The organism is Corynebacterium aurimucosum (assembly GCF_046895345.1).
Classification (GTDB): domain Bacteria; phylum Actinomycetota; class Actinomycetes; order Mycobacteriales; family Mycobacteriaceae; genus Corynebacterium; species Corynebacterium aurimucosum_G.
In genome coordinates, this window is record NZ_CP160096.1 from 1276274 (window position 1) to 1299548 (window position 23275).

Consider the following 23275-nt stretch of genomic DNA (forward strand, 5'->3'; position numbering starts at 1 on the left):
AGTAAAGGGATATCTACTGATGACTGGCAAGGTTACCGGCAGCAGCAAGAACATGATGCTCTTCACCGGGCGCGCTCACCCGGCGTTGGCTGAAGCTGTGGCCAAGGAGCTCAAGACCGATCTGGTGCCGACCACCGCCCGCGATTTCGCCAACGGTGAGATCTTCATTCGCTTCGAGGAGTCCGTCCGTGGTGCAGACTGCTTCGTGATGCAGTCCCACACCCAGCCGCTCAACAAGTGGCTGGTAGAGCAGCTCATCATGATTGATGCGCTCAAGCGCGGCTCCGCCAAGCGTATTACCGCCATCCTGCCCTTCTACCCGTACGCACGCCAGGACAAGAAGCACCTGGGCCGCGAACCCATTTCTGCCCGCCTGGTGGCAGACTTGCTGGCCGCTGCCGGTGCCGACCGCATCGTGTCCGTAGACCTGCACACCGACCAGATCCAGGGCTTCTTCGATGGCCCAGTCGATCACATGCACGCGATGCCGATCCTGACCGACTACATCAAGTCCAAGTACCCGATGGACAACTTGGCCGTGGTCTCCCCCGATGCCGGCCGCGTGAAGGTCGCGGAGAAGTGGGCACACGAGTTGGGCGATGCCCCGCTGTCCTTCGTCCACAAGACTCGCTCCACCACCGAGGCCAACAAGACCGTATCCAACCGCGTCGTCGGTGACGTGGAGGGCAAAGACTGCATCCTGCTCGATGACATGATTGATACCGGCGGCACCATCGCGGGCGCAGTCCGCGTGCTCAAGGAAGCCGGCGCCAAATCCGTGGTTATTGCTTGTACCCACGGTGTCTTCTCCGACCCGGCACGCGAGCGCCTGTCCGAGTGCGGCGCTGAAGAGGTCATCACCACCGATACGCTGCCGCAGTCCACCGAGGGCTGGGACAACCTCACGGTCCTGTCCATCGCCCCGCTGCTGGCTCGCACCATCCACGAGATCTTCGAGAACGGTTCCGTGACCACTCTGTTTGAGACTCACTAAATTTTGTTCAGCGACAGCGCTGCTGCTAGAATCTTGTGCGTCTCGGCGAGGGAGAAATCCGTTATCGACGCGATAGCACAAGTTAAGCAGTGAATCTTGTATTTAAGCCTGCGATGACTCGTCCAAGACGTCCATCGGCAGGCTTTTGTCGTATCTACACGGTCCTTCATCAGCCCTTGCCGCACAACGATACTTTAAGGAGATTTACTTATGGCTTCTGAGCGCCCCGTAGTGAAGGCTGAAGTCCGTTCTGAGTTTGGCAAGGGCTTCGCTCGCCGTCTGCGCGCTGCCGGCAAGGTCCCAGGCGTTGTCTACGGCCACGCCGTCGACGTTCTGCACTTCGCCGTTGACCGTCTGGAAATGACCGCAGTCGTCCGTAACCAAGGTGTTAACGCCGTGTTCGAGCTGGAGCTCGAGGGCGAGCAGCACCTCGTCATGGTCAAGCACATCGACCAGAACGTCCTGACCTTCGACATCGACCACATCGACCTGCTCTCCATTAAGCGTGGCGAGAAGGTTGAGGTTGAGGTGCCGCTCGCCATCGAGGGCGAGCCGGCTCCGGGCCTCATGTTCATCCAGGATGCCGACGTGCTGCTGGTCGAGTCCGACGTACTCAACATTCCGGAAGAGATCGCCGTTTCCATCGAGGGTCTCGAGGATGGCACCGTGGTTACCGCTGGCGACATCACCCTGCCGGAGGGCACCACCCTCGTGGCCGAGGAAGACACCGTCATCGTCTCCATCTCCGAGCCGGAGGTTGATGAGGACGTCGAGGCTGCCGCTGAGGCTGCTGAGGAAGGCGGCGCTGAGGCTGGCGCCGAGTCCGCCGATGAGGGCGCTTCCGAGGAGAAGAAGGACGAGGAGTAAAGCTCCTCTCCCCCTCACCTATCTAGCGCACCGCGCCTGGTCCCCTGCTTTGCTGGGGCGGGCGCGGTTCGCCGTTTTCACCCTCGCGCTGTTTAGAATGGGCAGCGTGACTTCTTCTCCCTTTCTCGTCGTTGGTCTAGGAAACCCCGGCCCGAAGTACACCGGTACCCGCCACAACATTGGCTTTGACGTGGCTGATGAACTAGCCCGCGAGCTGCTTACTTCCTTTTCCGTTCACAAGAAAAACAAACACGGATGTCGCCGAAGCGCGGCGTGGGGACGCCAAGGTGATCGTCGCCAAGCCGCGCAGCTTTATGAACCTGTCCGGCGGACCCATCAAGGCCCTCGCCCAATACTTCAACGTCGCCGCTGACCACATCATCGTCGTCCACGATGAGCTGGAGCTTGACTTCGCCGCCATCAAGCGCCGCCTCGGCGGCGGGGACCACGGCCACAATGGCCTGCGCTCCACCACGAAATCTCTGGGCACCAAGGACTATCAGCGGCTTTCCGTGGGCATCGGCCGTCCACCTGGCCGCATGGACCCAGCCGCGTTTGTTCTCAAGCCGTGGAGCAAACAGGAAGTCCAGGAAATTCCCATCGTCTGTGCTGATGCGGTGGATGAGATTCTTCGCGCGTTAGACTAACCGGCATGAAGCTCGCTACTCTCCGCACCAGTTTTGGCACCTGCGCTATCCGTATTGACGGCCCCAACGTGGGCACCGAGCTGGATTATGAGGACGTCGGCGAATTGCTGGCCAGTCCAGACTGGCGTAAAGCCGCGCAGCTCTCCGGCGAGCCGGTGGTTTTTGAGGATTCAGACCTAGCCCCCGTTATCCCGAACCCGGGCAAGATTATCTGCGTTGGCGTCAACTACGCCAAGCATGCCCGGGAGATGGGCCGCGAGCTTCCCACACAGCCCACGCTCTTCATCAAGTTCCCGGAGGCTCTGACCGGCCCCTTCGACGATGTCTATGTCCCGGACTATGCCACGAAAAAGCCGGACTATGAAGGAGAGCTCGCCGTAGTCATGGGCCGCCGCGCGCACCGGGTAAGCGTGAAAGATGCACTGGACTATGCGGCCGGCTATGCCATCATGAACGACTACACTCTGCGGGATTATCAGCGCGCTACCACGCAGTTCCACGCCGGCAAATCCTTCTACCGCACCGCTGGTTTCGGACCATGGTTGACCACGGCTGATGAATGGGCCCCGGGCAAGGCCGCGCGGCTTAGGACGACCGTCGACGGCGACGTGCGCCAAGATGACAACACTGATGATCTCATCTTCTCCGTGGCCGAGCTCATCGCCTTCTGTTCCTCCCTCTACCCTCTTAATCCGGGCGATGTCATTGCCACCGGCACTCCGGAAGGCGTGGGCTTCGCGCGCGGTGAACAGGCGCTGCTGGGCAACGGCTCCCGCACCCGCATCAGCATCGAAGGTCTTGGGGCAATCGAAAACACCACGCGCTTCGGTGAGCCACCCGCTGCTGGTGGCTGCGGCGACGACTGCTCTTGTCACGGCCGTTAACATTCATCTATATCCAGGATCTTCAGCGAAAACTGACAGGCTTCGTTAGGGTGGGGCACCACACTTGCCCGACCGACCAAGAAGGATGAGCCTTAATGACTCTTCGTTCCCGCTTTACCGCCGCCGGCATCGCGCTCTTCGCGAGCACCGCGCTGGTTGCGTGCTCTTCAGATAAAGAGGCCGATCCCGCCCCGACGCCGACTCCCGCGCCTGTGGAAACCGTGACGGAAACAGCCGCTGCAACTGGCGCGGCCCAGGGCGATGATGACGACGATGACCGCGATGACGACGCCCAGCAGCCTGCCAACACGGCTGGCGCCGGGGACGCCGGAAATGCAGAGAATTCCGGGAAACTCACCGGTGATGAAGCATTCGAGAAAGCTTTAGCCCATGCCGGCGTTGATGCCCAGGCCGTCACAGAGAAGGAAGTCGACTACGACGATGGTGACGACGGCAAGGGCCCGCACTGGGAGATTGAATTCAAGGCCAACGGCCAGGAACACGAGCTCGATGTCGATGCCGCCAGCGGAGCGGTAACGCAACACGAAGTAGACTAAGCACACGCTTAATCCGGTTCCCATTCCTTAGCCCACGTTTAGGTATTTCCCCAGCTAAGGGGTAAATTTAGAGGTATGAGTTCACAGTCTAAGAAGTCTGCCACCAAGCCGCCGAAGCTAGACAAGCAAGCCTATGAGGACGAGCTCAAGCGCCTCCAGGCAGAGCTCGTCGAGATGCAGCAGTGGGTCGTTGAGACCGGCGCCCGCGTGGTCATCGTCATGGAAGGCCGCGACGCCGCCGGCAAGGGTTCCGCCATCAAGCGTATTACGCAATACCTAAACCCGCGTACTTGCCGCATCGAAGCACTGCCCAAGCCCACCGACCGCGAGGCGGGCCAGTGGTACTTCCAGCGCTACATTGAAAAGCTGCCCACCGCAGGCGAGATCGTCATCTTCGACCGTTCCTGGTACAACCGCGCCGGCGTGGAACGCGTCATGGGCTTTTGCTCCCAGCAGGAATACGTTCGCTTCCTCCACCAGGCCCCGCTGCTGGAGCACATGCTCATCGAAGATGGCATCATTCTGCTTAAGTACTGGTTCTCCGTCTCTGACGAGGAGCAGCTCGCGCGCTTTAAATCCCGCCGCAACGATCCGCTGCGCCGCTGGAAGCTCTCCCCCATGGACCTGCAGTCCATCACCCGCTGGGAAGACTACTCGCGTGCCAAGGACGAGATGTTCGTCCACACGGATACCCCATCCTCGCCGTGGTACACCGTGGAATCTGAGGATAAGAAGCGCTCACGCATCAACGTGATCAACCACATCCTCAAGACAGTTCCCTACCAGCACGTGGAGCAGGACGTACCGGAGATACCGAGCCGCCCCGAGCTCGAGGCCGAATACGTCCGCCCGCCGCGCAACGACTTTGCCTACGTCCCAGATGTCGCGGCCGACTTGGAGCGTGCCAAGGTCAACGGCGACGGCAAGAAGCAGGGAAAGAAAAAGAAGGGCAAGAAGGACAAAAAGAAGAAGTAGTACTTTCGGCATGTACTACCATGGCCGTCTATGAGAGTTTCCCGCACCGTACGCGCCTTCCTGACCTCGGTGCGCTTGGGAGACGCGCTACTCGCAGGAGTCGCGGGGCTCGTAGCGGCCTTTTATTGTGCCTTGGCATTTTCCTCCCCCGGAACGGTGGAAGTTGTCGAGGCTCTCTTGTCGCTACTGTTCATACCGCTTTTCTTAGTCTGGCGCTCGAAGCCTGTCGTGAGCGCAACAGGATTCCTAGTTCTGCTCCTGGCCTGGGCTGTCATATGGATGAACCAGCTCCCCACCAATAGCGGCCTCACCCCATGGGCGTTGACCGCCCCCATGGCCGTGTACACCACCTCGCGGTACATCACCCAGAGACTGATTCCGCGGGTGGTTCTGTTCATCACCGTGATCGGTACCTTTATCTCCCCCTTCATGTGGCGCATCGACACTGAGACCTACCTTCTGCGCTATGAGGTCGACACACCCTTCCTTGCCATGGTGGTGGCTCACTGGGCGGTGCTGGGAAGCACGTATTTCATCGCTGCCCGGTATTTTGACCGTGATCGCCAACGGGAGATACTAGCGCGCGAGCGCTTCCACCAAGCACAAGAAGAAGAACGCCTCCTCATTGCACGGGAACTTCACGATGTCCTTGCCCATTCCCTCACCCTGATTAAGGTTCAGGCTAATGCAGGCATCATTGCAGCGACTGCGGACTCCGGCGCGGCTGAAGAAGCACTTCTTTCGATCCGCGATAATGCGGATACCGCCCTGCGCGAGGTTCGCGGAATCGTCGCTGCCTTGCGCTCACCCCGACCCACGGCTCTGGAGCCTGCTCAACAACTTGAGCACATCGAAGGAATCCTCGAAGGCTTCCGCGCTGCTGGGCTGAAAGTCGACGCAAACCTCCCAGCTGAATACGCCGTGCCGTCGTTGGTGCAGATGGCATTGGTGCGCATTACCACGGAGGGCTTGACGAATGCTCTGCGCCATCAGGGCGTCGGCACGCATGTCGTGGTTGAGCTTGTACTTGATGACGCCGCCGCGCTCACCCTCACCTCCACCAATCCTCATCCCACGCCAAGCAACGTCGCGGGCAGCGGCGTGGGCTTAGTCGGAGTGGCGGAACGAGCCCGTTCGCTCGGCGGTCGCCTCGACTATTCCGGCGATGCTCATTCCTTTTCCTTGCACGCACAGATACCGATGAAGGAGACCAAGGATGCCACACAGCAGATCTAGAATCCGCGTCTTATTGGCCGATGATCAAGCAATGCTGCTCTCAGCGTTGTCTACCATCCTCACTGCGCAAGAAGACATCGAGGTCGCGGCCACCGCGGCCACGGGGGCGGATGCCGTGGCAGCAGCACTAAGCCACCACATTGATGTGGCTATCCTCGACATTCGCATGCCCGGCATGGACGGCATCGGAGCGGCTCAAGCCATACTCGAGCGCAAGCCCGAGTGCCGCATCATCATGCTCACCACATTCAATGATGAAGAACTCGTGGCGCGGTCCATCTCCGCTGGCGCCCACGGCTTCCTGCTGAAGGATGCCGACCCAGAGGTTCTTGTGACCGCCGTTCGCAACGTGGCGCAAGGAGAATCGGTGCTGGCCGCCGGGGTAACCGGCCCAGTGCTGGAGGCTTATCGCTCGGCGCTGACGCGCGAAAACCTCAGCGCCCAGGAACGCCAAGGACTCAGTCTTGTAACACGCCGCGAGATGGAAGTGCTTTCGCTCATCGCGCGTGGTGCTACAAATGCGGAGATAGCCGCCGACATGGTCATCGCAGAAACCACGGTGAAAACTCACGTCTCCGCGCTCATGTCTAAACTCGCCGCACGTGACCGAGTGGCCCTCGTTCTCTTAGCGCAGCGTGCTGGGGTTGCCTAAGCTCCTACCACGGTAGGAGGTCTGCTCGCTGAAGACCATCATGCAGGCGGATTCCTTTATGATGAGCCCCGGCGATACTGCATTTTATGAATTGCGATATCTCTTTTGAGCACATCTCGAAGTCTTTTGGTCGGCAACGAGTGCTCGATGACATTTCTTTCCGTATCTCTCCTGGCAGCGTGCATGCGCTCCTCGGGCGCAACGGGGCAGGAAAATCGACGCTCTTTTCCATCCTCTTAGGTCTCCTGCCGCCTGACTCAGGCTCCATCAACGTGGCGGGCCAACCTTGGAACCGCAATGTGCTTCGCCGCATTGGTGCCTCAGTGAACGGGCCAGCCTTTTATGGCCATCTGTCTGCCTCGGCGAATCTTCGCGTTCACGCTCGACTTCTGGGCCTTCCTGATTCCGAGATTGACCGGGTTCTCTCCATCGCTGGGCTCAACGGCGTTGGCTCCAAGAAGGCGAAATCCTTTTCCACTGGTATGAAGGCCCGCCTGGCGTTAGCGCAAGCTCTCCTCGGCGATCCAGAGGTACTTGTTCTTGATGAGCCCCAGAATGGCCTCGATCCCCAAGGCATCATGGAATTGCGAGAGCTACTACAACAACTAGCCGCGGCTGGGCACACCGTTATCGTCAGCTCCCACCAGCTTGGAGAGGTCCTGCACCTTGCCCATGACATCACCGTCTTGGCCGAGGGCACGATTCGCTATTCCGGTTCCCTGCACGAGCTAGCTCCACGTGGTCAGTTGGAGGAGGAATTCTTCCGACTTACCTCACCTGGCCACCCCTCCCAAGCGCCTACCAACCGGGAAGGAGAGTCACGTGCCTAAGCACACTACTGCTCCTCGCCCGAGTTACCTTTCAGCAGAACTACTGCGCAGCCGTGGAAGCACCTTACAGTGGTTGCCTTTACTTGCTCTACCGCTGGTCATCATGACGGTGATCTTCTCATCTATGGCATCGGTGCACAGTGATGCCACAGGCGTCTTGACTTGGCAATCCTTATTTGTTACTGGCATGTACGCCCCACTTGTTGCGCTATTCGCTGCGATCCCAGAACACCGTGAAGCCGTTACCCGCAGCGGCGGGACGCAGTGGAGAAACCTCAACCCGCGTCGGGAGAACGCTGTCCGGCTTCTCGTCGTCATTGCCAGCATTGCGCTCTTCCACATGCTGAACTTTGGTGGTTCCTGGCTCGCTGTCGCCATTCAGGGGCGCGAGAACCACGAGCTTATCCTCGTAGCCGGGCTTTATTCTTTCCTTGGTGCACTTGGCATTGCCGGGCTTTCCGCTGCCTGTGCCCGCCGACTGGGCTTCGCCTTTACACTGGTTGCTGCGGCCCTGTGGCAAATACTCAGCATCCTTCCGAACACTGTTGAATCAGGCAAGTGGTGGGCCTTTCCCCCAGCATGGCCACAACGACTGCTTTTACGCGCATTGCGTATTCACCAGAACTCGGTGCCTCTTGAACCACACGACCCACTTCTAAACAGCAGTCCACTACCGGCTTTCATATTGTGCGTCATCCTCGCCGTGCTCGGAGCATTAGCCGCGGTCTACACGCCGCGACGATACCGGCCAATGTTCTCGCTGCGACACCGTTTCGCGCGTTTTACAACGGCCCAGGCTGACGCCGACGTGGCTGATACCACCGTGGAAAAAGCCCAAGTATGGCAGCCAACGAACCACCCACGTGCGGCGGCACAGTCCTCGCTGTGGTCTACGCTGCTAGGACTCCACCGTGCAGCTTTTAGCCCAGCGGTTTTCTCTTGCCTGATGCTCAGCACTCTGGCGCTAGGCTTTGTCGCCCTGCAATATCCTGCTAACTACGTCGAAGGTTTCTTTTACTTCTTTCTGCTGCCGGTCGGCGCAGGTATTTTGCCTGTCCTCGTATGGCCGCGCATGTCAGATTCGTGGCCGCTGGTGTATATGGAAACACGGTTCGGTACATCCGGAATCCTCATGTGGTTTTTGTCCGTCATCGTGGCGGTTTGCGCTGCCGCATACCTGGCCAGCGCGCTCGCAGGTGGTGATGGCGCTGCACAGTTTTCCGCTTTGCCCCTTGCGGTTGGGGTGGGCTATGTCATCGCAGCTGTATCACTCATTCTGGTGATTCGCTTCGGCACTGTGAGCGCTATCGCTCTCACAATCGTAGGGACGATTGTCTCCGTCACCTTGGGCGGCGATGTCTTGGCAGATACCGGTCTGTGGGTACTCGCCTTCCCCGCCTGGCCTTTGGTTGCGCACTCACCTTTGCGCTATGCCGTCGCTGTGCTGTTGGCCGCAGTGCTTGGTGTGGCCGCAACATTGCGCGCACGGCATTTACTCCATACTCGAGCGCTGTCTTCCCGCTAAAACTGACCAATCTGTCGAAAACAGTCTAGATTTTTCGGCCCCTACTTTTGGCAGATCGGGCAGTTGTGCGTGTGAAGCATCCTGGCAAGCTTAGGGATGAATCGATAACGACCCCAAAACAACGAAACACCGCCCGCGCCATGTGGCGAGAGCGGTGTTAGCTATCTAGCTCTTAGAGCTCAGAAACATCGACGCGCTTCGGGTAGACCACCGGGCGGGCACCGGCGATTTCCTCGACGATGCGAATGACCTGGTTGGAGTAGCCGAACTCGTTGTCGTACCACACGTAGAGCACGAGGTGCTTGCCGGAGGAGATGGTGGCGAGACCATCGACCACACCGGCGTGGGTAGAGCCCACGAAGTCAGAGGACACAACTTCCGGAGAAGCGATGTAGGAAATCTGCTGGCGCAGGTCAGAGTGCAGGGACACGTTGCGCAGGAAGTCATTGACCTCGTCGCGGTCAGCTTCCTTCTCCAGCTCGAGGTTGAGCACAGCCATGGACACATCCGGGGTGGGAACGCGGATGGCGTTGCCGGTGAGCTTGCCCTCAAACTCCGGCAGAGCCTTGGACACGGCCTTGGCTGCACCGGTTTCCGTGAGCACCATGTTCAGGCCGGCGGCGCGGCCGCGGCGGTCACCCTTGTGGAAGTTATCGATGAGGTTCTGGTCATTGGTGAAGGAGTGCGCAGTCTCCACGTGGCCGTGAACCACGCCGTAGCGGTCATTGATGACCTTGAGCACTGGGGTGATGCCGTTGGTGGTGCAGGAAGCGGCGGAAAGGATCTGGTCGGAGTCCTCGATGTCACCGTGGTTGATGCCGTAGACGATGTTCTTCAGGTCTCCCTTGCCCGGAGCGGTGAGCAGCACGCGAGCCACACCCTTGGACTGCAGGTGCTGGGACAGGCCCTCGCGGTCGCGCCAGACACCAGTATTGTCCACGACGATGGCGTTGTCGATGCCGTACTGGGTGTAGTCGATCTCTGCCGGGTTGTTGGCGTAGATCATCTGAATCTTGGTGCCGTTGGCCCAGATGACCTCGTTCTCCTCGTCAACAGCGATGGTGCCATTGAAGGCACCGTGGACGGAGTCACGGCGCAGAAGGGAGGCGCGCTTGAAGATGTCAATGTCGCCCTTCTTGCGCACGACGATGGCGCGCAGGCGCACGCCGCCGTAAGCAGCCTCGCGGGCAATCAGGATGCGGGCCAGCAGGCGGCCGATCCGGCCGAAGCCATAAAGAACGACGTCGGTGGATTCCTTATCCACAGCAGCGCCGACGAGATCCACGAGGGTCTCCTCGAGGTAGTTGCGCAGGTTATCGGAGCCGGACTCTTGGAAGCCAGTGGCCAGGCGGCCCAAGTCGATGGAAGCGGTGCCCAGGTTCATCGAGCACAGTTCCTTGAGGATGGGCAGGGTCTCTGCGGTGGAAAGCTCGCGCTCAGCGATGCGGCGGGCGTAGCGGTGCGCCTTGATGATGTCGATATCGGTCACGCCGATGAGCAGGCGGCCGTAGATAGAGGTGACAACGTTGTTGTTGCGGTGCAGCTGGTGGATGAGCGGGATCATCTCTTGGGCCAGCTCCAGGCGCTCGTTCCAATCCTCGTGCCCAATGTGCGCGTTCGAAGTCACGTGCTTTGTATCCTTTACTCGTCAAAAAGGGTGTAAAACTCTGTCCATCCGTAAATATTAACCCTTATTCATGCCCGTTTGGGTGTAGTTGCGCGAGGATCTCCGCCACACTACCCCCGCCGATTTTCTCCAAGTCGACGCCCACGAGGCAATAGTCCACGTCGGCGTCGAGCTGCGCACGACGCGGTTTCAGCAACGCGTTGAGATAGGGGTAGACCAAAGGCAGGTCCGGGTGTGCCCGTGTGTAGGCGGTCTCCAGCCCGCGGGCGTAGCGCCCGGAGAACGCGCGGGTGGAAACCGTTTGGCCGCCGCGGTGTAGCAGCTCGCGGTTGTGCTCACTCGTCCCGGCCTCCTCGGAGAGCAGGAAGGCGGAACCACAGCTGACTGCTTTTACCCCCGGCCAGGCCAGGGCCGTGGCAACATCCTCTGCGGTGCGCAGACCACCCGCGGCAATGAGTGGAAGGTCCGTGACCTGGTGGACCGCCGCAACAAGTTCTTTAAGTGGGCGCTGATCCGGTTCCGCACCCGGGTCCCACACGCCGCGGTGCCCGCCTGCTTCAGGCCCCTGCACGCATAAGACGTCGACGCCCCGCTCGGTGGCAGCCCGCGCTTCCTCGGGGGTGATGACTGTGGTCCAGGCCTCTGCCCCGGCGCCATGGATGCGCGCGATCTCTTCCTCACTAAAGACGCCGAACATCGACCACAGCACTGCTGCCCCACCCTCCAGCGCGGCCTCGAGCTTGTCCTGCCAGCCGAAGTTTAGGGAGACGTCGCCAAGCACGGCGCCCTCTTCCGCAGCAAGGGACTGCGCAGTCGCGAGTTCCGTTTCGGTCAGTGCGCGCTGGGGGTGAAAGATATTGACCCCGAAGCGCGTACCTACACACGCAGCGATGGCCTCCCGCGCGGCGTCGACGGAGCAGCTCCCCAAGCCCAACGCGCTGAAGGAACCGGCGGCATCGGCGGCGGCCACCAGTTCAGGCGTGGTGGGCCCGCCCGCCATCGGGGCAGGTAGGACGGGGCAAGTGATAGTCTCAAGAAGTTGACTCATGGTTACCCAGCCTAAAGAAAACCATCAAGGGAGTTGTAGTGTCTGCCATCCGTGACTTTTTCACCCGCCTCTTTGGCCGCGCCGGCGAAGCACCGAATAAGAAAACACAGAAGGCCGCCACCTCCGGATTAAACCCGGCAGATTTAAGCGCCGAGTGGCTCATCGTGGGTTTGGGCAACCCCGGCGCGAAATACGCCGCGACTCGTCACAACGTGGGATACATGGCGGTGGATGATCTCCTCGCCGAATCTGGCGACATGCTTGACCCCGTCACTGGGCACCAGCTCAGCGCGGCGCAGCTCGAGCTTGGGGGCACGAAGGTCGTGGCTTTGCGTTCGCACACGTACATGAATCTCTCCGGCGATCCCATTGCACCCTTGGCCGCGCAACTGGGGGTTGCGGCAGAAAACATCATCGTCATCCACGATGAGCTCGACCTGCCTGTTGGAAAGGTGCGCATTAAGAAGGGCGGCAACGAGAATGGCCATAACGGCCTAAAGTCGCTGAGCGAGCGCTTGGGCACGCGCGATTACCTGCGCGTGCGCATCGGTATCGGGCGCCCGCCGAAGGGTGGTTCCATCCCGGACTGGGTGCTCGCGCCTGTCGACACCACCGCTGAGCTCGATTCCACCATCGCTACCGCCGCCGAGGCCGCACGCCTCATCGTGACTGAGGGCCTCAACAAGGCCCAGCAGGAAATCCACTCCCGGGCGAAATAAACCCCGGCGCGCCTTAGCTCAACGTCCTACACTGTCCAAGTATGAGCCGCACGAGCCACAGCCTGCCATCGAATAACGACCCGAGAACTATCGTCATCACCGGCGCTTCTAGCGGCGTGGGGGCGGCCGCTGCCCGTATCCTTCACCAGCGCCGCCCGCAGGATTCGCTGGTTCTGGTAGGCCGCAATCCGGAGAAGACGCAGGCTGTAGCTGAGGAAATCGGCGCACAGTACCATGTGGCCAATTTTGAGTCTTTGGGCCAGGTGCGCCGCCTCGCGGAGGAGTTGGGCCAGTACCCGCAGATTGATGCCTTGGGCAACAACGCCGGCGGAATGTTCGACGGCCCTTTCGCCACCGCCGATGGCTTCGAGCGCACGTGGCAGATCAACGTCGTGGCCCCATTTCTGCTGACCTCCTTGCTGCGCGATACGCTGCGGGCCAGCAACGCCACCGTGGTGCAGACTGCCTCCTTGGCCAACATGCTGTATTCTTCTTTCGACCCCGGTGACCCGAATACTTTTGAAAAGTTCAGCGCCGAGCTCGCCTACGGCAACGCCAAGTTGGGCGATATTCTGCTGACCCGCTACCTCGATTCCCACGGCCTAACCTCGGTGGCTTTCCACCCGGGCATTTTGAATACTGGCTTCGGGCATAACTCAACGAGCAGGACGAGCAAGCTGTATTCGACCGCTGCGGCTCAATACGTCTTGGGCAAAGCGGACAAGGGTGGGGAGAACTTGGCCTACTTCCTCAGCGGCACCCCGGGCATCCATTTCGACTCCGGCGAGTACTACAACCAAAAGCGTAAACCCGGCCTGCAGCGGCCGATTGCGAAGAAGCTCTCCGTGGCCCGGCGCATCTTTGATGATCTGGGCCGCCAGCTCAATGTGGAGTGGTAGCAGCCAGCGGCTAAACTAGCCCGCATGAGTATTGCCTCCGAAGCTTCCCGCCGCCGCACATTCGCCGTCATCGCCCACCCGGATGCTGGTAAGTCCACGCTGACGGAGGCGCTGGCGCTGCACGCGCACGTCATCAACGAGGCCGGCGCGGTGCACGGCAAGGGCAACCGCAAATCCACGGTCTCTGACTGGATGGAGATGGAGAAGGAACGCGGTATTTCCGTGGCCTCCTCCGCGCTGCAGTTCGAGTACGCGCCCGAAGGCCACGAGGGCGAGCCCTACATGATCAACTTGGTGGATACCCCGGGCCACGCGGACTTCTCGGAGGATACTTACCGCGTGCTCACGGCGGTGGATGCTGCCGTCATGCTTATCGACGCCGCCAAGGGCCTCGAGCCCCAGACCCTCAAGCTCTTCCGCGTGTGTAAGGCCCGCGGCCTGCCGATCATCACGGTGATCAACAAGTGGGACCGCGTGGGACGGGAACCGCTGGAGCTTGTCGATGAAATCGTGAACGAAATCCAGCTGCAGCCCACCCCGCTGTACTGGCCGGTGGGTATCGCCGGCGACTTCCGCGGCTTGGCCCACATCAACGATGACGGCGAGGCCGACGAGTACGTGCACTTCCTGCGCACCGCAGGTGGTTCCACTATCGCCCCGGAGGAGCACTACGAGCCTGCGGAAGCCGCCGAGAAGGAAGAGGCTGCTTGGGAGACCGCCGTGGAGGAAGCAGAGCTGCTGGCCGCGGACGGCGCTCTGCACGACCAAGAGCTCTTTGAGCAATGCGTGACCTCCCCGCTGATTTTCGCTTCCGCGATGCTGAACTTCGGCGTGCACCAGATTCTGGATACCCTATGCGCCATCGCCCCGGCTCCGCGCTCCCGCGATTCGGATCCGCAGGCCATCGAGGCCGCCACCTCCGCCATCGATGAGGTCCGCGAGGTCACCGATGAGTTCTCGGGCGTCATCTTCAAGGTGCAGGCAGGCATGGACCGCAAGCACCGCGATAACTTGGCCTTCATGCGCGTGGTTTCCGGTGAGTTTGAGCGCGGTATGCAGGTCAACCACGCCCAATCCGGCCGCAGCTTCTCCACCAAGTATGCGCTGACGGTCTTTGGCCGCACGCGTGACACCGTGGATACGGCCTACCCGGGTGATATCGTCGGCTTGGTCAACGCCGGTTCCTTGGCACCAGGTGACACGATTTATACCGGCAAGAAGGTGCAGTTCAAGCCAATGCCGCAGTTCGCTCCAGAGGCTTTCCAGATTTTGCGTGCAAAATCCTTGGGCGATTACAAGGCCTTCCGCAAGGGCCTGGACCAGCTGGCCGCAGAAGGTGTGGTGCAGATTCTGCGCAACGATACGCGCGGCGACGCCGCCCCAGTCATGGCCGCGGTGGGCCCCATGCAGTTCGAGGTCATGCAGGCCCGCATGGAAGTCGAATACAACGTGGAGACCATCACCGAGCCCATCCCCTACTCGGTGGCGCGCCGCACCGATGCCGAGTCCGCGCCCGAGCTGGGCCGCCAGCGCGGCGTGGAGATCTTCACCCGCAGCGACGGCGAGCTCATCGCACTCTTTGGTGATAAGTGGAAGCTGGCCTTCATTGAGAAGGAGCACCCGGAGCTGACCATTGAGACGCTGGTGGCGGATTAGAACGTGAGCATCAACGGAATGACCACAATCTTGACTATCTGCGCCACCACGATGGTGGCTGCGTAGCCAGTCATGATGCGGGAATCTGAGCTCATCCCTGTGGCGTAGTTGACCACGGCAGGCTGGCCGAAGATGCCGGAAATGCCGCCAGCAGTGCGGGTCTCCGACTGGCCTAGGAACCTGTTCGCCACAGCAAAGAGGGCGACGGCAATCACGGTAATGATGGCAGCCAGAAGCATGCACTTCAGGCCCATCCAGGAGAATGCCGTGGACTGGAAAGCCTCACTCGAAGCGAGCCCCACCGACGCCAAGAAGATGACTAGACCCCACTGCTGAAGAGCCATATTGATAGAGGCCGGAACCTTCCAGGGCACGCGGCGTGTGCGGTGCAGAGCACCGAGAACAAGTCCGGTAATCAGCGGCCCCAGCGCGAAGCCCAGCTCAAAGGACGTACCACCTGGCAAGGGCACCACGATGAGCGCAATGAGGTAGCCCAAGAACAGGCCGCCGCCCACAGCGATCCAGTTCAGCTGCGAGTAGCCCTGAACCGAGTCACCGAAATAATCGCGAATATCGCCCATACGGTCCTGATCCCCAATCACCGCTACCCGGTCACCGGCATCGAGGTGCGTATCGAAGCTAGCGAGGAACTCCTCATCACCGCGCTGCACGTGGACGATACGGCCACCAAAGCGCTGGAAAAGGTTGAGGTCCTCCACGGTTCGTCCCGCAATATCGGTGTTCGAGACCACCACGTTTTCAATGACCAAGCGCTTATCCACGAAGGGCACTTGGGGCTGGCGCTTTCCCAAGGCAGCGGTCAGCTCATGCTTCTTGGCCTTCGTCACGAGCACGCGCAGGATATCGCCCTTGCGAATCTCTGGATGGTCCCCCGCCACGGTGCGGGTATTGCCGCGGCGAATCGTGGCGATGACAAATTGGTCCTCAAAGCGCTCCACGAGCTCCTCATAGGTGATGTCCTTGGTCACCCGAATGGTGCGGGAGCGGAAAACCTCCTCCGCAGAATTGTCTTTGTCCTTGGAATCCGGCCAGGACTGCTTCAGCAGGAAGGCCACGAGCAGAATGGCAACGGCTACGCCCACCGGGTAGCCCAAGGAATAGCCCACGGCGGGCAGCTCCTCGCCGGTCTGTTGTTGGGCAACGGCTAGCGACGCCGTCGAAGTCGTCGCGCCGGAGAATACGCCCACGGAAAGCAAGGGTGACAGGCCCAACCATCCACCCGCGAGAAGCGCCACGGCAGCAGCACCGACCACCGCGATAGCGGCGGTGATCATGTGTTTCAGCTGCTCAGAGAAACCCTTGAAGAAGCGTTCACCAGCAGACAAGCCCTGCATATAGATAAAGAGGCCAAGCCCCATCTCTTGCAGGCTGCTTAAAATCGTTCCATCGAGTTCGATAAAGGCGCCGATGGCCAAGCCCACGAACAACGTACCGGCCGCGCCGAAGCGCAACGGGCCGAAGGGGATCATGCCAAACAACGTGCCGAGCAAGGCAACAAAGAATATGCTCAGCCAAATATTTCCATCAAATAGAGCCAACACGAAAGGCCATTGTAGGAAAACGTGTGGAAAACGCCACGTTCAAAGACGCTTTTCCGCTCCAAGGGTGCTACGTCTCACGCCCTTAGCATCAAGGTGAGCTGAGTACACATTCACCGTGCTGACAAGCTAACTGCTTAAGAATTCCTTCCATGCCGGCCATTCCGCATAGGTCTGTGCGCGCCCGGCCTCATAGTTAGAGCGCAGCTTTGTCACGGAACGTTCAGTCGACGCCACCTGCATATCCTCCGGGAAGAAAAGCTGAGCGCGCCCCTCCTTCTCCAGCTCCAGAAGCCGGTCCTTGGAGGCGTTGTACCGGGGTGGCCGTCCAATCATCGCCTCTGCCACGGCAGGGTACTTCCGGAAGATTCGTCGCAGCGCCGCCGGCCGCCCAACCTCGGGCCGCACGTAGCCTCGCGGTTTCGACCCCAGGAACAGGAACTTCTCAAACCCGGCCTTCTCCGCTTGCTCGATGAGGATGCCACCGGACTCGCCCATCGCACCATCGACATACGGCGCACCGTCGATGACACGCATCGGCATGATCAGCGGCAGCGTCGAGGAGGCGCGCACACGCACCATCAAATCTTCCTGCGTTTTGATGTCTTCACGTCCCCAATACACGCTCTCCCCCGTATCGGCGCGCGCGGCGGAAATACACATCTGCGCCGGGTTGGCTTCGAAGGCTTCCCAGTCAAAAGGCATGTCCTGGTCCGCAGCCTTCTCGTAGATGAACTCCGCATTGAAGTAGCCGCTACCGCGCAGCAGCGAACCTAGACCACCGAAGCTGGGATTCTTGGCAAAGTCGACGAAAGATTCCTCCGAGCGACTTAGGTCGCGGGAGAGGAAGTTCACGGTGTGCGAGGAGCCCGCGGACACGCCTCCGACCCAGCCGAATTCCACCTCCTCCCGCAGAAGCTTGACGATGCACGCGGCGGTATAGGAGTTGCGCATGCCGCCGCCTTCAATGACGAGTGCTGTATCTTTCGCGTCAATCACAGTGCCCGATGGTACCCCCGCGCTAGGATCGCGCCATGAGTTTGTTTTCTGCGGTAAAGGAGATCGTCGATAAGCTCGGCGGCTCCCCCACCGTCCGCTTGGCTTCCCCGGATCCCCACGCCGTCGAGGTCTCTGTAGACCACCTGTCCGTCCACACGGCCGGCGGCCTCATCATCCTGGTGACCTCCCCAGACGGTGCACAGGTGCTCAGTGAGGTGGCCCGCTCCGGCGAGCCCGCACAGCTGCGCGGACCGCAATCCACGGTGCACCTCTCCCCCACGGCGAAGACACAGCGCCCTATCCACGATCCCAAGCGGGGCTGGGCTATCCCGCTATCCCCTGCAGAACGGGACACGCTGATACACCTCAGCACCGAACCCGGCGATTATGAAGTCTCCGAGTCCCTCGCGGTCTCCATCGAAACCACCCCTGAAGAAAGCTAGTCCGCCATGCTCATCCTCCCCTTCCAAGGACACACTCCCCGCATCCACCGCAGCGCCTGGATTGCTTCGAATGCCACCATCATCGGTGACGTCACCATCGGGCCAGATTCTTCCGTGTTCTATGGCTCTGTGTTGCGCGGGGACGTCGGTTCCATCCGCCTTGGGGCGCGCGTCAACATCCAGGACAACTGCGTCATTCACGTCGAAGCCACTGCGCCTTGTGTGCTGGAGGATGACGTCACCGTAGGACACATGGCCATGCTCCATGGCACGCACGTGGGCGCGGGCACGCTCGTCGGGATGAAAGCCTCCCTACTCTCCGGCTCTACCGTGGGCCCAGGTTCTCTCATCGCCGCCGGCGCTGTGGTGCTCGAAGGCCAAGACATTCCCGCCGGCACCCTAGCTGCTGGGGTGCCTGCCAAGGTGCGGCGTGAGTTGAGCCCTGAGGAATCCGCCGCCTTCATCCCGCACGCCGCGCGCTACGTCGAGATTGCTCAGAAGCAGGCGCTGTTTGGCGACGCCCTCCCCCTCGACGCTGTCCTCTACGACTAGCGCCACGACTCTTTCAAACTGCCGTTGTTGCCAAAACTCTTGAACTCGCCGCAGGATCTGACCAGATCTTTGTCAACTTGGGCAGTTCCATCTACGCAGCCTCGGGCCACGAACTAAGCCACAATCAGATGATTTCAGGGCTACAGCCCTAGAACAGGGAAACAAGCCCCATAATCACTAGGAAGGCGGCCACGCCGTAGCCACTCCACAACGCAACGGTTGCGGAGTTCTCCCGCGCCCACGCGAAGGCGCGGCCGGCCCAGGAGTGCGGTTTCGCCCGGACCACAGCGATGAAAAGCCCGCACACCGTGGGCAGCGAGAGCGCAAAGGTGGCATAGAAGAAGAGACCGCCATACTTAACGGTGTTGCTAAAGTCGCCGGCCGCAAGGTGCATCAGGCCATAGAAGAACGGCACGGAAGTCAAGGACTGGATAACGCCCATGGCATAGCCCACCGCGACAGTCTTGGCCGAAGGTGTACGCAGCGGGCCGAGGAGTTTCTGCACCATGTCATTAGGTTCGCCCTTGGAGCGCCAGGCCAGAAGGCCCAGTCCCAGGCCAATGATCACCAGCCCCCAGCCAAGCAGCGGTGATTCGAGTGCGGCGGCCACCTTGTCCTGGATACCAACGAATACGAACATCACCACGGCGGCCGCGGTGAGCACACCGAACCAGTCACCGACGATGACGAGGGCTGCGATCTTGCGGTAGCTGCCCCGCGGAAGCATGATGCCGATAGCTACCAGGATTCCGATCAGTAGAGCATTGACGGAATCGGCAAAAGCATTAAGCACGGCTTCGAGCATGCGGGCCAGTGTACAGGGCGTCGTGTCGGAGCTAATACGGACTCCGAGTCTTCAGCTCCTGAACCGAGCCTCACCCTAGCGGTACAGCCTGAGGAAACATTCACTCACTGTTTACCGTTAAGAGCCCTCATGTAAAGGCCGTAAACGGTAAGGTATTGAAAAGTGCTTGCCGCCGCGACGGGTTTCTCCCCCATCGTCGGCGGCGCCGTAACTCATGCCCCCGACAGCGAATATGGAGAGATTAAAAAATGAAGGTAGCGATTCTCGGTGGAGACGGCTTTTGCGGTTGGCCCGCTTCCCTTTATCTCTCCGACCAAGGCCATGAGGTCATCATCGTGGATAACCTCTCCCGGCGCGCCATCGATGAGGAGTTGGGCGCGGAATCGTTAACACCCATCGCCTCCATTGAAGAGCGCCTGGCTGCGTGGACTGAGGTCTCCGGCAAGACCATCGGCTTCCGTAACCTCGACGTGGCCCAGGACTACGACGGCTTGTTGGAGTTCCTGCAGACCGAGCACCCAGATGCTGTGGTGCACTTTGCTGAGCAGCGCGCCGCTCCCTATTCCATGAAGAATTCGCGCACCAAGCGCTACACAGTGGATAACAACATCAACGCCACCCACAACTTGCTCGCCGCCATTGTCGAGTCTGAGCAGGATATCCACGTCGCACACTTGGGCACCATGGGGGTCTACGGCTACGGCACCGCCGGCATGAAGATCCCGGAGGGCTACCTGGACGTGCAGGTGGATGCGGGTGAGAATGGCGTCGTCAAGCAGCAAATCCTCTACCCCTCCAACCCGGGCTCGGTCTACCACATGACGAAGGTGCTGGTCCAGCACCTTTTTGCTTACTATGCCAAGAACGATGAGCTGCGCATCACCGACTTGCACCAGGGGATTATCTGGGGCACCCACACTGAGCAGACCCAGAAAGATGAACGCCTTATTAACCGTTTTGATTATGACGGTGACTACGGCACCGTGCTTAACCGCTTCCTCATCCAGGCCGGCATTGGTTATCCGCTGACCGTGCACGGCACCGGCGGACAAACCCGCGCTTTCATCCACATCCGTGACATGGTGCGCTGCATCGAGCTAGCCCTGCAGAACCCGCCGGCACGCGGCGAGCGCGTCAAGATCATCAACCAGATGACCGAAACCCACCGCGTGCGCGACCTGGCAGAATTGCTGGCAAAGATCTCTGGTGCGGAAGTGGCCTATGTGCCGAACCCGCGCAAGGAATCCGCCGAGAATGAACTTCACGTCACCAACGACACCTTCCTCGAACTAGGACTGGAGCCGACCACCTTGTCGGAGGGGTTGCTCCATGAGGTGGAGGAGGTCGCGCGTAAGTACGCCGACCGCGCTGACCGTTCCAAGATTCCGGCACAGTCACTGTGGACGCGCCAGCAGCACGCCGGTGTTCCCGAAACCTTGACCAACGGCGCCGACGCTGCGGAGGCCTAAACCTTCGTGCGCATCGCTATCGTTACTGAGGTCTTCCTGCCCAAGATCGACGGCGTGGTCACGCGCCTGACGCGCACGCTGGACCAGTTGGCCGCGATGGGCCACGAGGTCCGGATTTTTGCCACGGGCAAGGCTCCTGATTCCTATGCCGGCTTCGAGGTCACCCGCATCCCCAGTCTGTCGCTGTGGGTCTACCCGGAGATCAAGTTTGGCCTGCCTTCGTGGAAATTCTTCAAGGAGATCCGGGATTTCGATCCCGATGTCATCCACGCGGTCAATCCCATTTGGACCGCGGCCCTCGGCGTCTTTGCCGCGCAGCGCGATGCCGTGCCGTTGGTAGCTAGCTTCCACACCAATGTCCCTGAGTACGTCGACGCGCTGGGCATCGGGTGGACTAGGCCGCTGACCGAAGCCGCGCTGAAGTATCTGCACAACCAGGCTGCAGTGAACCTATGTACCTCTGGACCCATGGTGGATAAGGCGCAGAAGATGGGGATCCGCAACGTGCATTTGTGGCCCAAAGCCGTTGATACGCAAAACTATCACCCCAGCCGCGCCACGACGCAGATGCGCGAGCGCCTCACCGACGGTAACCCGGATGCCCCGCTGGTGACTTATATCGGCAGAGTATCCAAAGAGAAGGACTTGGAGCGCCTCGACCACGTGATGCAGTTAGTGCGGGCACAGCTTAGCGACGTCCGTCTAGCCATCGTTGGCGATGGCCCCGCCTTGGAGGAGCTCAAGGCTAGCTTCGATCCTGCGCACACAGTGTTCACCGGCTACCTGTCTGGCGAGGAGCTCGCCGCTGCCTTCGCCGTGGGGGATGTCTTCCTTTTCCCCTCCGCCACGGAGACCTTGGGGCTTGTTGCTCTGGAATCCTTTGCCTCGGGCGTGCCGGTCGTCGGCACGAATGCCGGTGGTATCCCCTTCGTCATTGAGGAAGGCGTGACCGGGCACCTCATCGCGCCGGACGCCGATGATGAGGCCTGGGCCCGCGCCACGCTCGGACTCCTCGAAGACCCTGCCCGCCGGGAGAAGATGGGTGCCGCCGCCCGCCACGAAGCTGAAAAGTATTCCTGGGTAGAATCCACCCAAGCCCTCCTTCAGGCCTATGAGGAAGCTATCGAGCACCCCTTCCGCAGGGAAGAAAACGAAGTCAAGGAGCGCTAATGGATTCCGCCCAGAACCTGTACTCCGCAGGCGCTTTTATCCAAGCCGGCATCGACGCCACGTTTACGTCCCGCTTGGGCGACGTGCGCGACGTCGAAGTGAACTTCACGCCCGCTGCCCCAGCCCCCGAAGCCCGACAAGCAGCGCAGCCAGACCAAGACCAGCGCGCGGTGGTGCGCTTTAGTACTGATTCAGGGAGCTATGACTTCGATGGACTGCGTCTAGCCACCATCCAGGATGGACAGCTGCACTGGGCCACGGGTTTGACGGAACAAGCGCCCCAACCTCAGTTCCACGGACCACAGCCCGATTCCGCCCTGCTTCGCGGCTTAGCACGGCGGTTGGTGGGTGACCGGCCCGTTCTCCGCGTCCCACAGGGTGAGGGCGAAGCACTCGTCGCCGTCGATTTCACGGAGCTCCCCCCGGATCCCCGTGTTAGCATCCTGGCCGGGCTCGAACGCTCGGGGGATGTCGAAGGGGGCGTCGACGAGCGCCTTGCTACCTCTGAGCTCGCCTCCTATCTAGGCGTGGCACCGGTGGCAGCAGAAGGCCTCGCGCGCTTCCACGGCACTCGGATCGCGGCCCTTCCCCACCCCTCAGGCCAGGCCGGGCTTAGCGCACGCGATGTATTGGCTGACGCCCACTTTCTTGCCACCGAGCATAATTTCTTCTTGGAGGCCCGCTTCCCCAACCTGTCTGCGGACCTCGCCCCTGGCACGTCTCGCACCGTGGTCAACTCTGATTATGGTTCGCTCACGGTTCCCGCCCACCTCATTGCTACTCTCGACGCATCCACGGACACGTTCACCTGGGCATGGGCGGACGAGCTATCTAGTTCCATGTCCGCCCAAGCAGCGGCGAACCTGCGCCGCTTCGGCTATGACAATGCTCTCCCCGAGCTGATTCGCGCCCGTGTGTCGATCCCCGAAGCGCGCTCGGTGCGCCTGCCGCAGTTAGCCATGCCGGTCTTGGGACTGTGGACCCTATTGCCTGTGCAGCTGCCCGATGGTCGCCAGGGGCTGGCGCTGACCGATGCCCCTGCCTTCCATCTGCCCGCACCGACCCCGGCCGCCACGCAGGCCACCCTTAACGTTGCCGTGCCTGAAGGAGTGGATGAACACCGGGCGCGCGCCGCCTATCAGCAGGCACGTGGCCTATAAGT

General features: G+C 60.8%; 22 protein-coding genes and 1 pseudogene. 18 read left to right on the forward strand and 5 right to left on the reverse strand.

What is annotated here, in order from left to right; all coding sequences use genetic code 11:
- Nucleotides 1-19 precede the first annotated feature (19 nt).
- From ABZS45_RS06100 to ABZS45_RS06145, 10 genes and pseudogenes are all read left to right on the forward strand, one after another.
- Nucleotides 20-994 carry a ribose-phosphate diphosphokinase gene (locus ABZS45_RS06100; protein ID WP_284762131.1) on the forward strand — a complete coding sequence of 325 codons (975 nt, stop codon included), beginning with the start codon at nucleotides 20-22 and terminating at the stop codon, nucleotides 992-994.
- 210 nt (nucleotides 995-1204) lie between these two features.
- Nucleotides 1205-1861 (forward strand): 50S ribosomal protein L25/general stress protein Ctc, encoded by a 657-nt coding sequence (locus ABZS45_RS06105; protein ID WP_412101067.1) that lies wholly within the window; start codon nucleotides 1205-1207, stop codon nucleotides 1859-1861.
- Nucleotides 1862-1967: 106 nt separating this feature from the next.
- Nucleotides 1968-2508, forward strand: a pseudogene (gene pth, locus ABZS45_RS06110) (aminoacyl-tRNA hydrolase).
- A gap of 5 nt (nucleotides 2509-2513) precedes the next feature.
- Nucleotides 2514-3392: a fumarylacetoacetate hydrolase family protein gene (locus tag ABZS45_RS06115; protein ID WP_412101068.1), complete on the forward strand. Its 879-nt coding sequence runs from the start codon at nucleotides 2514-2516 to the stop codon at nucleotides 3390-3392.
- A 95-nt stretch (nucleotides 3393-3487) separates the two neighbouring features.
- Entirely contained in the window at nucleotides 3488-3949 is a 462-nt protein-coding gene (locus ABZS45_RS06120) for a PepSY domain-containing protein (RefSeq protein ID WP_412101069.1), read from the forward strand.
- A 75-nt stretch (nucleotides 3950-4024) separates the two neighbouring features.
- Nucleotides 4025-4924, forward strand: a complete 900-nt coding sequence (ppk2, locus tag ABZS45_RS06125; RefSeq protein WP_412101070.1) for a polyphosphate kinase 2 — start codon at nucleotides 4025-4027, stop codon at nucleotides 4922-4924.
- A 30-nt stretch (nucleotides 4925-4954) separates the two neighbouring features.
- Entirely contained in the window at nucleotides 4955-6160 is a 1206-nt protein-coding gene (locus tag ABZS45_RS06130) for a histidine kinase (protein ID WP_412101071.1), read from the forward strand.
- Nucleotides 6141-6812: a response regulator gene (locus ABZS45_RS06135; protein WP_070520856.1), complete on the forward strand. Its 672-nt coding sequence runs from the start codon at nucleotides 6141-6143 to the stop codon at nucleotides 6810-6812. Before ABZS45_RS06130 ends, ABZS45_RS06135 begins: the two co-directional genes overlap by 20 nt.
- Before the next feature lie 86 nt (nucleotides 6813-6898).
- On the forward strand, nucleotides 6899-7642 hold the full coding sequence (locus ABZS45_RS06140; RefSeq protein WP_412101072.1) for an ATP-binding cassette domain-containing protein: 744 nt from the start codon (nucleotides 6899-6901) through the stop codon (nucleotides 7640-7642).
- 187 nt (nucleotides 7643-7829) lie between these two features.
- Nucleotides 7830-9167 (forward strand): hypothetical protein, encoded by a 1338-nt coding sequence (locus ABZS45_RS06145; protein ID WP_412101073.1) that lies wholly within the window; start codon nucleotides 7830-7832, stop codon nucleotides 9165-9167.
- 172 nt (nucleotides 9168-9339) lie between these two features.
- On the opposite strand, the gene ABZS45_RS06150 is transcribed toward ABZS45_RS06145, so the two are convergent.
- Together ABZS45_RS06150 and ABZS45_RS06155 are read right to left on the reverse strand one after the other, a co-directional pair.
- Entirely contained in the window at nucleotides 9340-10794 is a 1455-nt protein-coding gene (locus ABZS45_RS06150) for a glyceraldehyde-3-phosphate dehydrogenase (protein WP_412101074.1), read from the reverse strand.
- A gap of 64 nt (nucleotides 10795-10858) precedes the next feature.
- The gene (locus tag ABZS45_RS06155) at nucleotides 10859-11842 is read right to left on the reverse strand and encodes a nitronate monooxygenase (RefSeq protein WP_412101075.1); all 984 of its coding nucleotides are present in this window, start codon (nucleotides 11840-11842) and stop codon (nucleotides 10859-10861) included.
- Nucleotides 11843-11880: 38 nt separating this feature from the next.
- On the opposite strand from ABZS45_RS06155, the gene pth (ABZS45_RS06160) reads away from it, so the two are divergent.
- From pth (ABZS45_RS06160) to ABZS45_RS06170, 3 genes are read left to right on the forward strand one after another with little or no spacing between them, the layout of a single operon-like run.
- The gene (gene pth, locus ABZS45_RS06160; RefSeq protein ID WP_412101076.1) at nucleotides 11881-12561 is read left to right on the forward strand and encodes an aminoacyl-tRNA hydrolase; all 681 of its coding nucleotides are present in this window, start codon (nucleotides 11881-11883) and stop codon (nucleotides 12559-12561) included.
- Nucleotides 12562-12602: 41 nt separating this feature from the next.
- A complete protein-coding gene (locus tag ABZS45_RS06165; RefSeq protein WP_412101077.1) occupies nucleotides 12603-13460 on the forward strand; it encodes an SDR family NAD(P)-dependent oxidoreductase in 858 nt (285 codons plus the stop codon).
- A 24-nt stretch (nucleotides 13461-13484) separates the two neighbouring features.
- Nucleotides 13485-15116, forward strand: coding sequence for a peptide chain release factor 3 (locus tag ABZS45_RS06170; RefSeq protein ID WP_412101078.1), 1632 nt, complete (start codon nucleotides 13485-13487; stop codon nucleotides 15114-15116).
- Here ABZS45_RS06170 and ABZS45_RS06175 read toward each other — a convergent pair.
- Both ABZS45_RS06175 and ABZS45_RS06180 read right to left on the reverse strand, forming a co-directional pair.
- Nucleotides 15113-16678: an aspartate:alanine exchanger family transporter gene (locus ABZS45_RS06175; protein WP_412101079.1), complete on the reverse strand. Its 1566-nt coding sequence runs from the start codon at nucleotides 16676-16678 to the stop codon at nucleotides 15113-15115. The two genes, ABZS45_RS06170 and ABZS45_RS06175, sit on opposite strands and share 4 nt — an antisense overlap.
- A 126-nt stretch (nucleotides 16679-16804) precedes the next feature.
- Nucleotides 16805-17674 (reverse strand): patatin family protein, encoded by an 870-nt coding sequence (locus ABZS45_RS06180; RefSeq protein WP_412101080.1) that lies wholly within the window; start codon nucleotides 17672-17674, stop codon nucleotides 16805-16807.
- 35 nt (nucleotides 17675-17709) lie between these two features.
- Here ABZS45_RS06180 and ABZS45_RS06185 point away from each other — a divergent pair, with 35 nt between their 5' ends.
- A complete protein-coding gene (locus ABZS45_RS06185) occupies nucleotides 17710-18117 on the forward strand; it encodes a hypothetical protein (RefSeq protein ID WP_412101081.1) in 408 nt (135 codons plus the stop codon).
- A 6-nt stretch (nucleotides 18118-18123) separates the two neighbouring features.
- Entirely contained in the window at nucleotides 18124-18669 is a 546-nt protein-coding gene (locus ABZS45_RS06190) for a gamma carbonic anhydrase family protein (protein ID WP_412101082.1), read from the forward strand.
- A 148-nt stretch (nucleotides 18670-18817) separates the two neighbouring features.
- Here ABZS45_RS06190 and ABZS45_RS06195 read toward each other — a convergent pair whose 3' ends face one another.
- Nucleotides 18818-19474, reverse strand: a complete 657-nt coding sequence (locus tag ABZS45_RS06195; RefSeq protein ID WP_412101083.1) for a hypothetical protein — start codon at nucleotides 19472-19474, stop codon at nucleotides 18818-18820.
- Nucleotides 19475-19722: 248 nt separating this feature from the next.
- Between ABZS45_RS06195 and ABZS45_RS06200 the strand changes: the two genes are divergently transcribed.
- The 3 genes from ABZS45_RS06200 to ABZS45_RS06210 are packed head-to-tail and all read left to right on the forward strand — an operon-like array spanning nucleotide 19723 to nucleotide 23273.
- Nucleotides 19723-20943 carry an NAD-dependent epimerase/dehydratase family protein gene (locus ABZS45_RS06200; RefSeq protein WP_412101084.1) on the forward strand — a complete coding sequence of 407 codons (1221 nt, stop codon included), beginning with the start codon at nucleotides 19723-19725 and terminating at the stop codon, nucleotides 20941-20943.
- Nucleotides 20944-20949: 6 nt separating this feature from the next.
- Nucleotides 20950-22113, forward strand: a complete 1164-nt coding sequence (locus tag ABZS45_RS06205) for a glycosyltransferase family 4 protein (RefSeq protein WP_412101085.1) — start codon at nucleotides 20950-20952, stop codon at nucleotides 22111-22113.
- Complete coding sequence (locus ABZS45_RS06210) at nucleotides 22113-23273, forward strand: DUF6882 domain-containing protein (RefSeq protein ID WP_070447173.1); 1161 nt, start codon at nucleotides 22113-22115, stop codon at nucleotides 23271-23273. The genes ABZS45_RS06205 and ABZS45_RS06210 overlap by 1 nt, the downstream gene beginning before the upstream one ends.
- The last annotated feature ends 2 nt before the right edge of the window (nucleotides 23274-23275 follow it).

Bases quoted from the DNA above. Each gene is read 5' to 3' on its own strand.
- ABZS45_RS06145 (WP_412101073.1), top strand. From the start codon at position 7,830: ATGTACGCCCCACTTGTTGCGCTATTCGCTGCGATCCCAGAACACCGT.
- ABZS45_RS06155 (WP_412101075.1), bottom strand. From the start codon at position 11,842: ATGAGTCAACTTCTTGAGACTATCACTTGCCCCGTCCTACCTGCCCCG.
- ABZS45_RS06195 (WP_412101083.1), bottom strand. From the start codon at position 19,474: ATGCTCGAAGCCGTGCTTAATGCTTTTGCCGATTCCGTCAATGCTCTA.
- ABZS45_RS06105 (WP_412101067.1), top strand. From the start codon at position 1,205: ATGGCTTCTGAGCGCCCCGTAGTGAAGGCTGAAGTCCGTTCTGAGTTT.
- ABZS45_RS06100 (WP_284762131.1), top strand. From the start codon at position 20: ATGACTGGCAAGGTTACCGGCAGCAGCAAGAACATGATGCTCTTCACC.
- ABZS45_RS06200 (WP_412101084.1), top strand. From the start codon at position 19,723: ATGAAGGTAGCGATTCTCGGTGGAGACGGCTTTTGCGGTTGGCCCGCT.
- ppk2 (WP_412101070.1), top strand. From the start codon at position 4,025: ATGAGTTCACAGTCTAAGAAGTCTGCCACCAAGCCGCCGAAGCTAGAC.
- ABZS45_RS06210 (WP_070447173.1), top strand. From the start codon at position 22,113: ATGGATTCCGCCCAGAACCTGTACTCCGCAGGCGCTTTTATCCAAGCC.
- ABZS45_RS06120 (WP_412101069.1), top strand. From the start codon at position 3,488: ATGACTCTTCGTTCCCGCTTTACCGCCGCCGGCATCGCGCTCTTCGCG.
- ABZS45_RS06130 (WP_412101071.1), top strand. From the start codon at position 4,955: ATGAGAGTTTCCCGCACCGTACGCGCCTTCCTGACCTCGGTGCGCTTG.
- ABZS45_RS06170 (WP_412101078.1), top strand. From the start codon at position 13,485: ATGAGTATTGCCTCCGAAGCTTCCCGCCGCCGCACATTCGCCGTCATC.
- ABZS45_RS06165 (WP_412101077.1), top strand. From the start codon at position 12,603: ATGAGCCGCACGAGCCACAGCCTGCCATCGAATAACGACCCGAGAACT.
- ABZS45_RS06135 (WP_070520856.1), top strand. From the start codon at position 6,141: ATGCCACACAGCAGATCTAGAATCCGCGTCTTATTGGCCGATGATCAA.
- ABZS45_RS06185 (WP_412101081.1), top strand. From the start codon at position 17,710: ATGAGTTTGTTTTCTGCGGTAAAGGAGATCGTCGATAAGCTCGGCGGC.
- ABZS45_RS06190 (WP_412101082.1), top strand. From the start codon at position 18,124: ATGCTCATCCTCCCCTTCCAAGGACACACTCCCCGCATCCACCGCAGC.
- ABZS45_RS06140 (WP_412101072.1), top strand. From the start codon at position 6,899: ATGAATTGCGATATCTCTTTTGAGCACATCTCGAAGTCTTTTGGTCGG.
- ABZS45_RS06115 (WP_412101068.1), top strand. From the start codon at position 2,514: ATGAAGCTCGCTACTCTCCGCACCAGTTTTGGCACCTGCGCTATCCGT.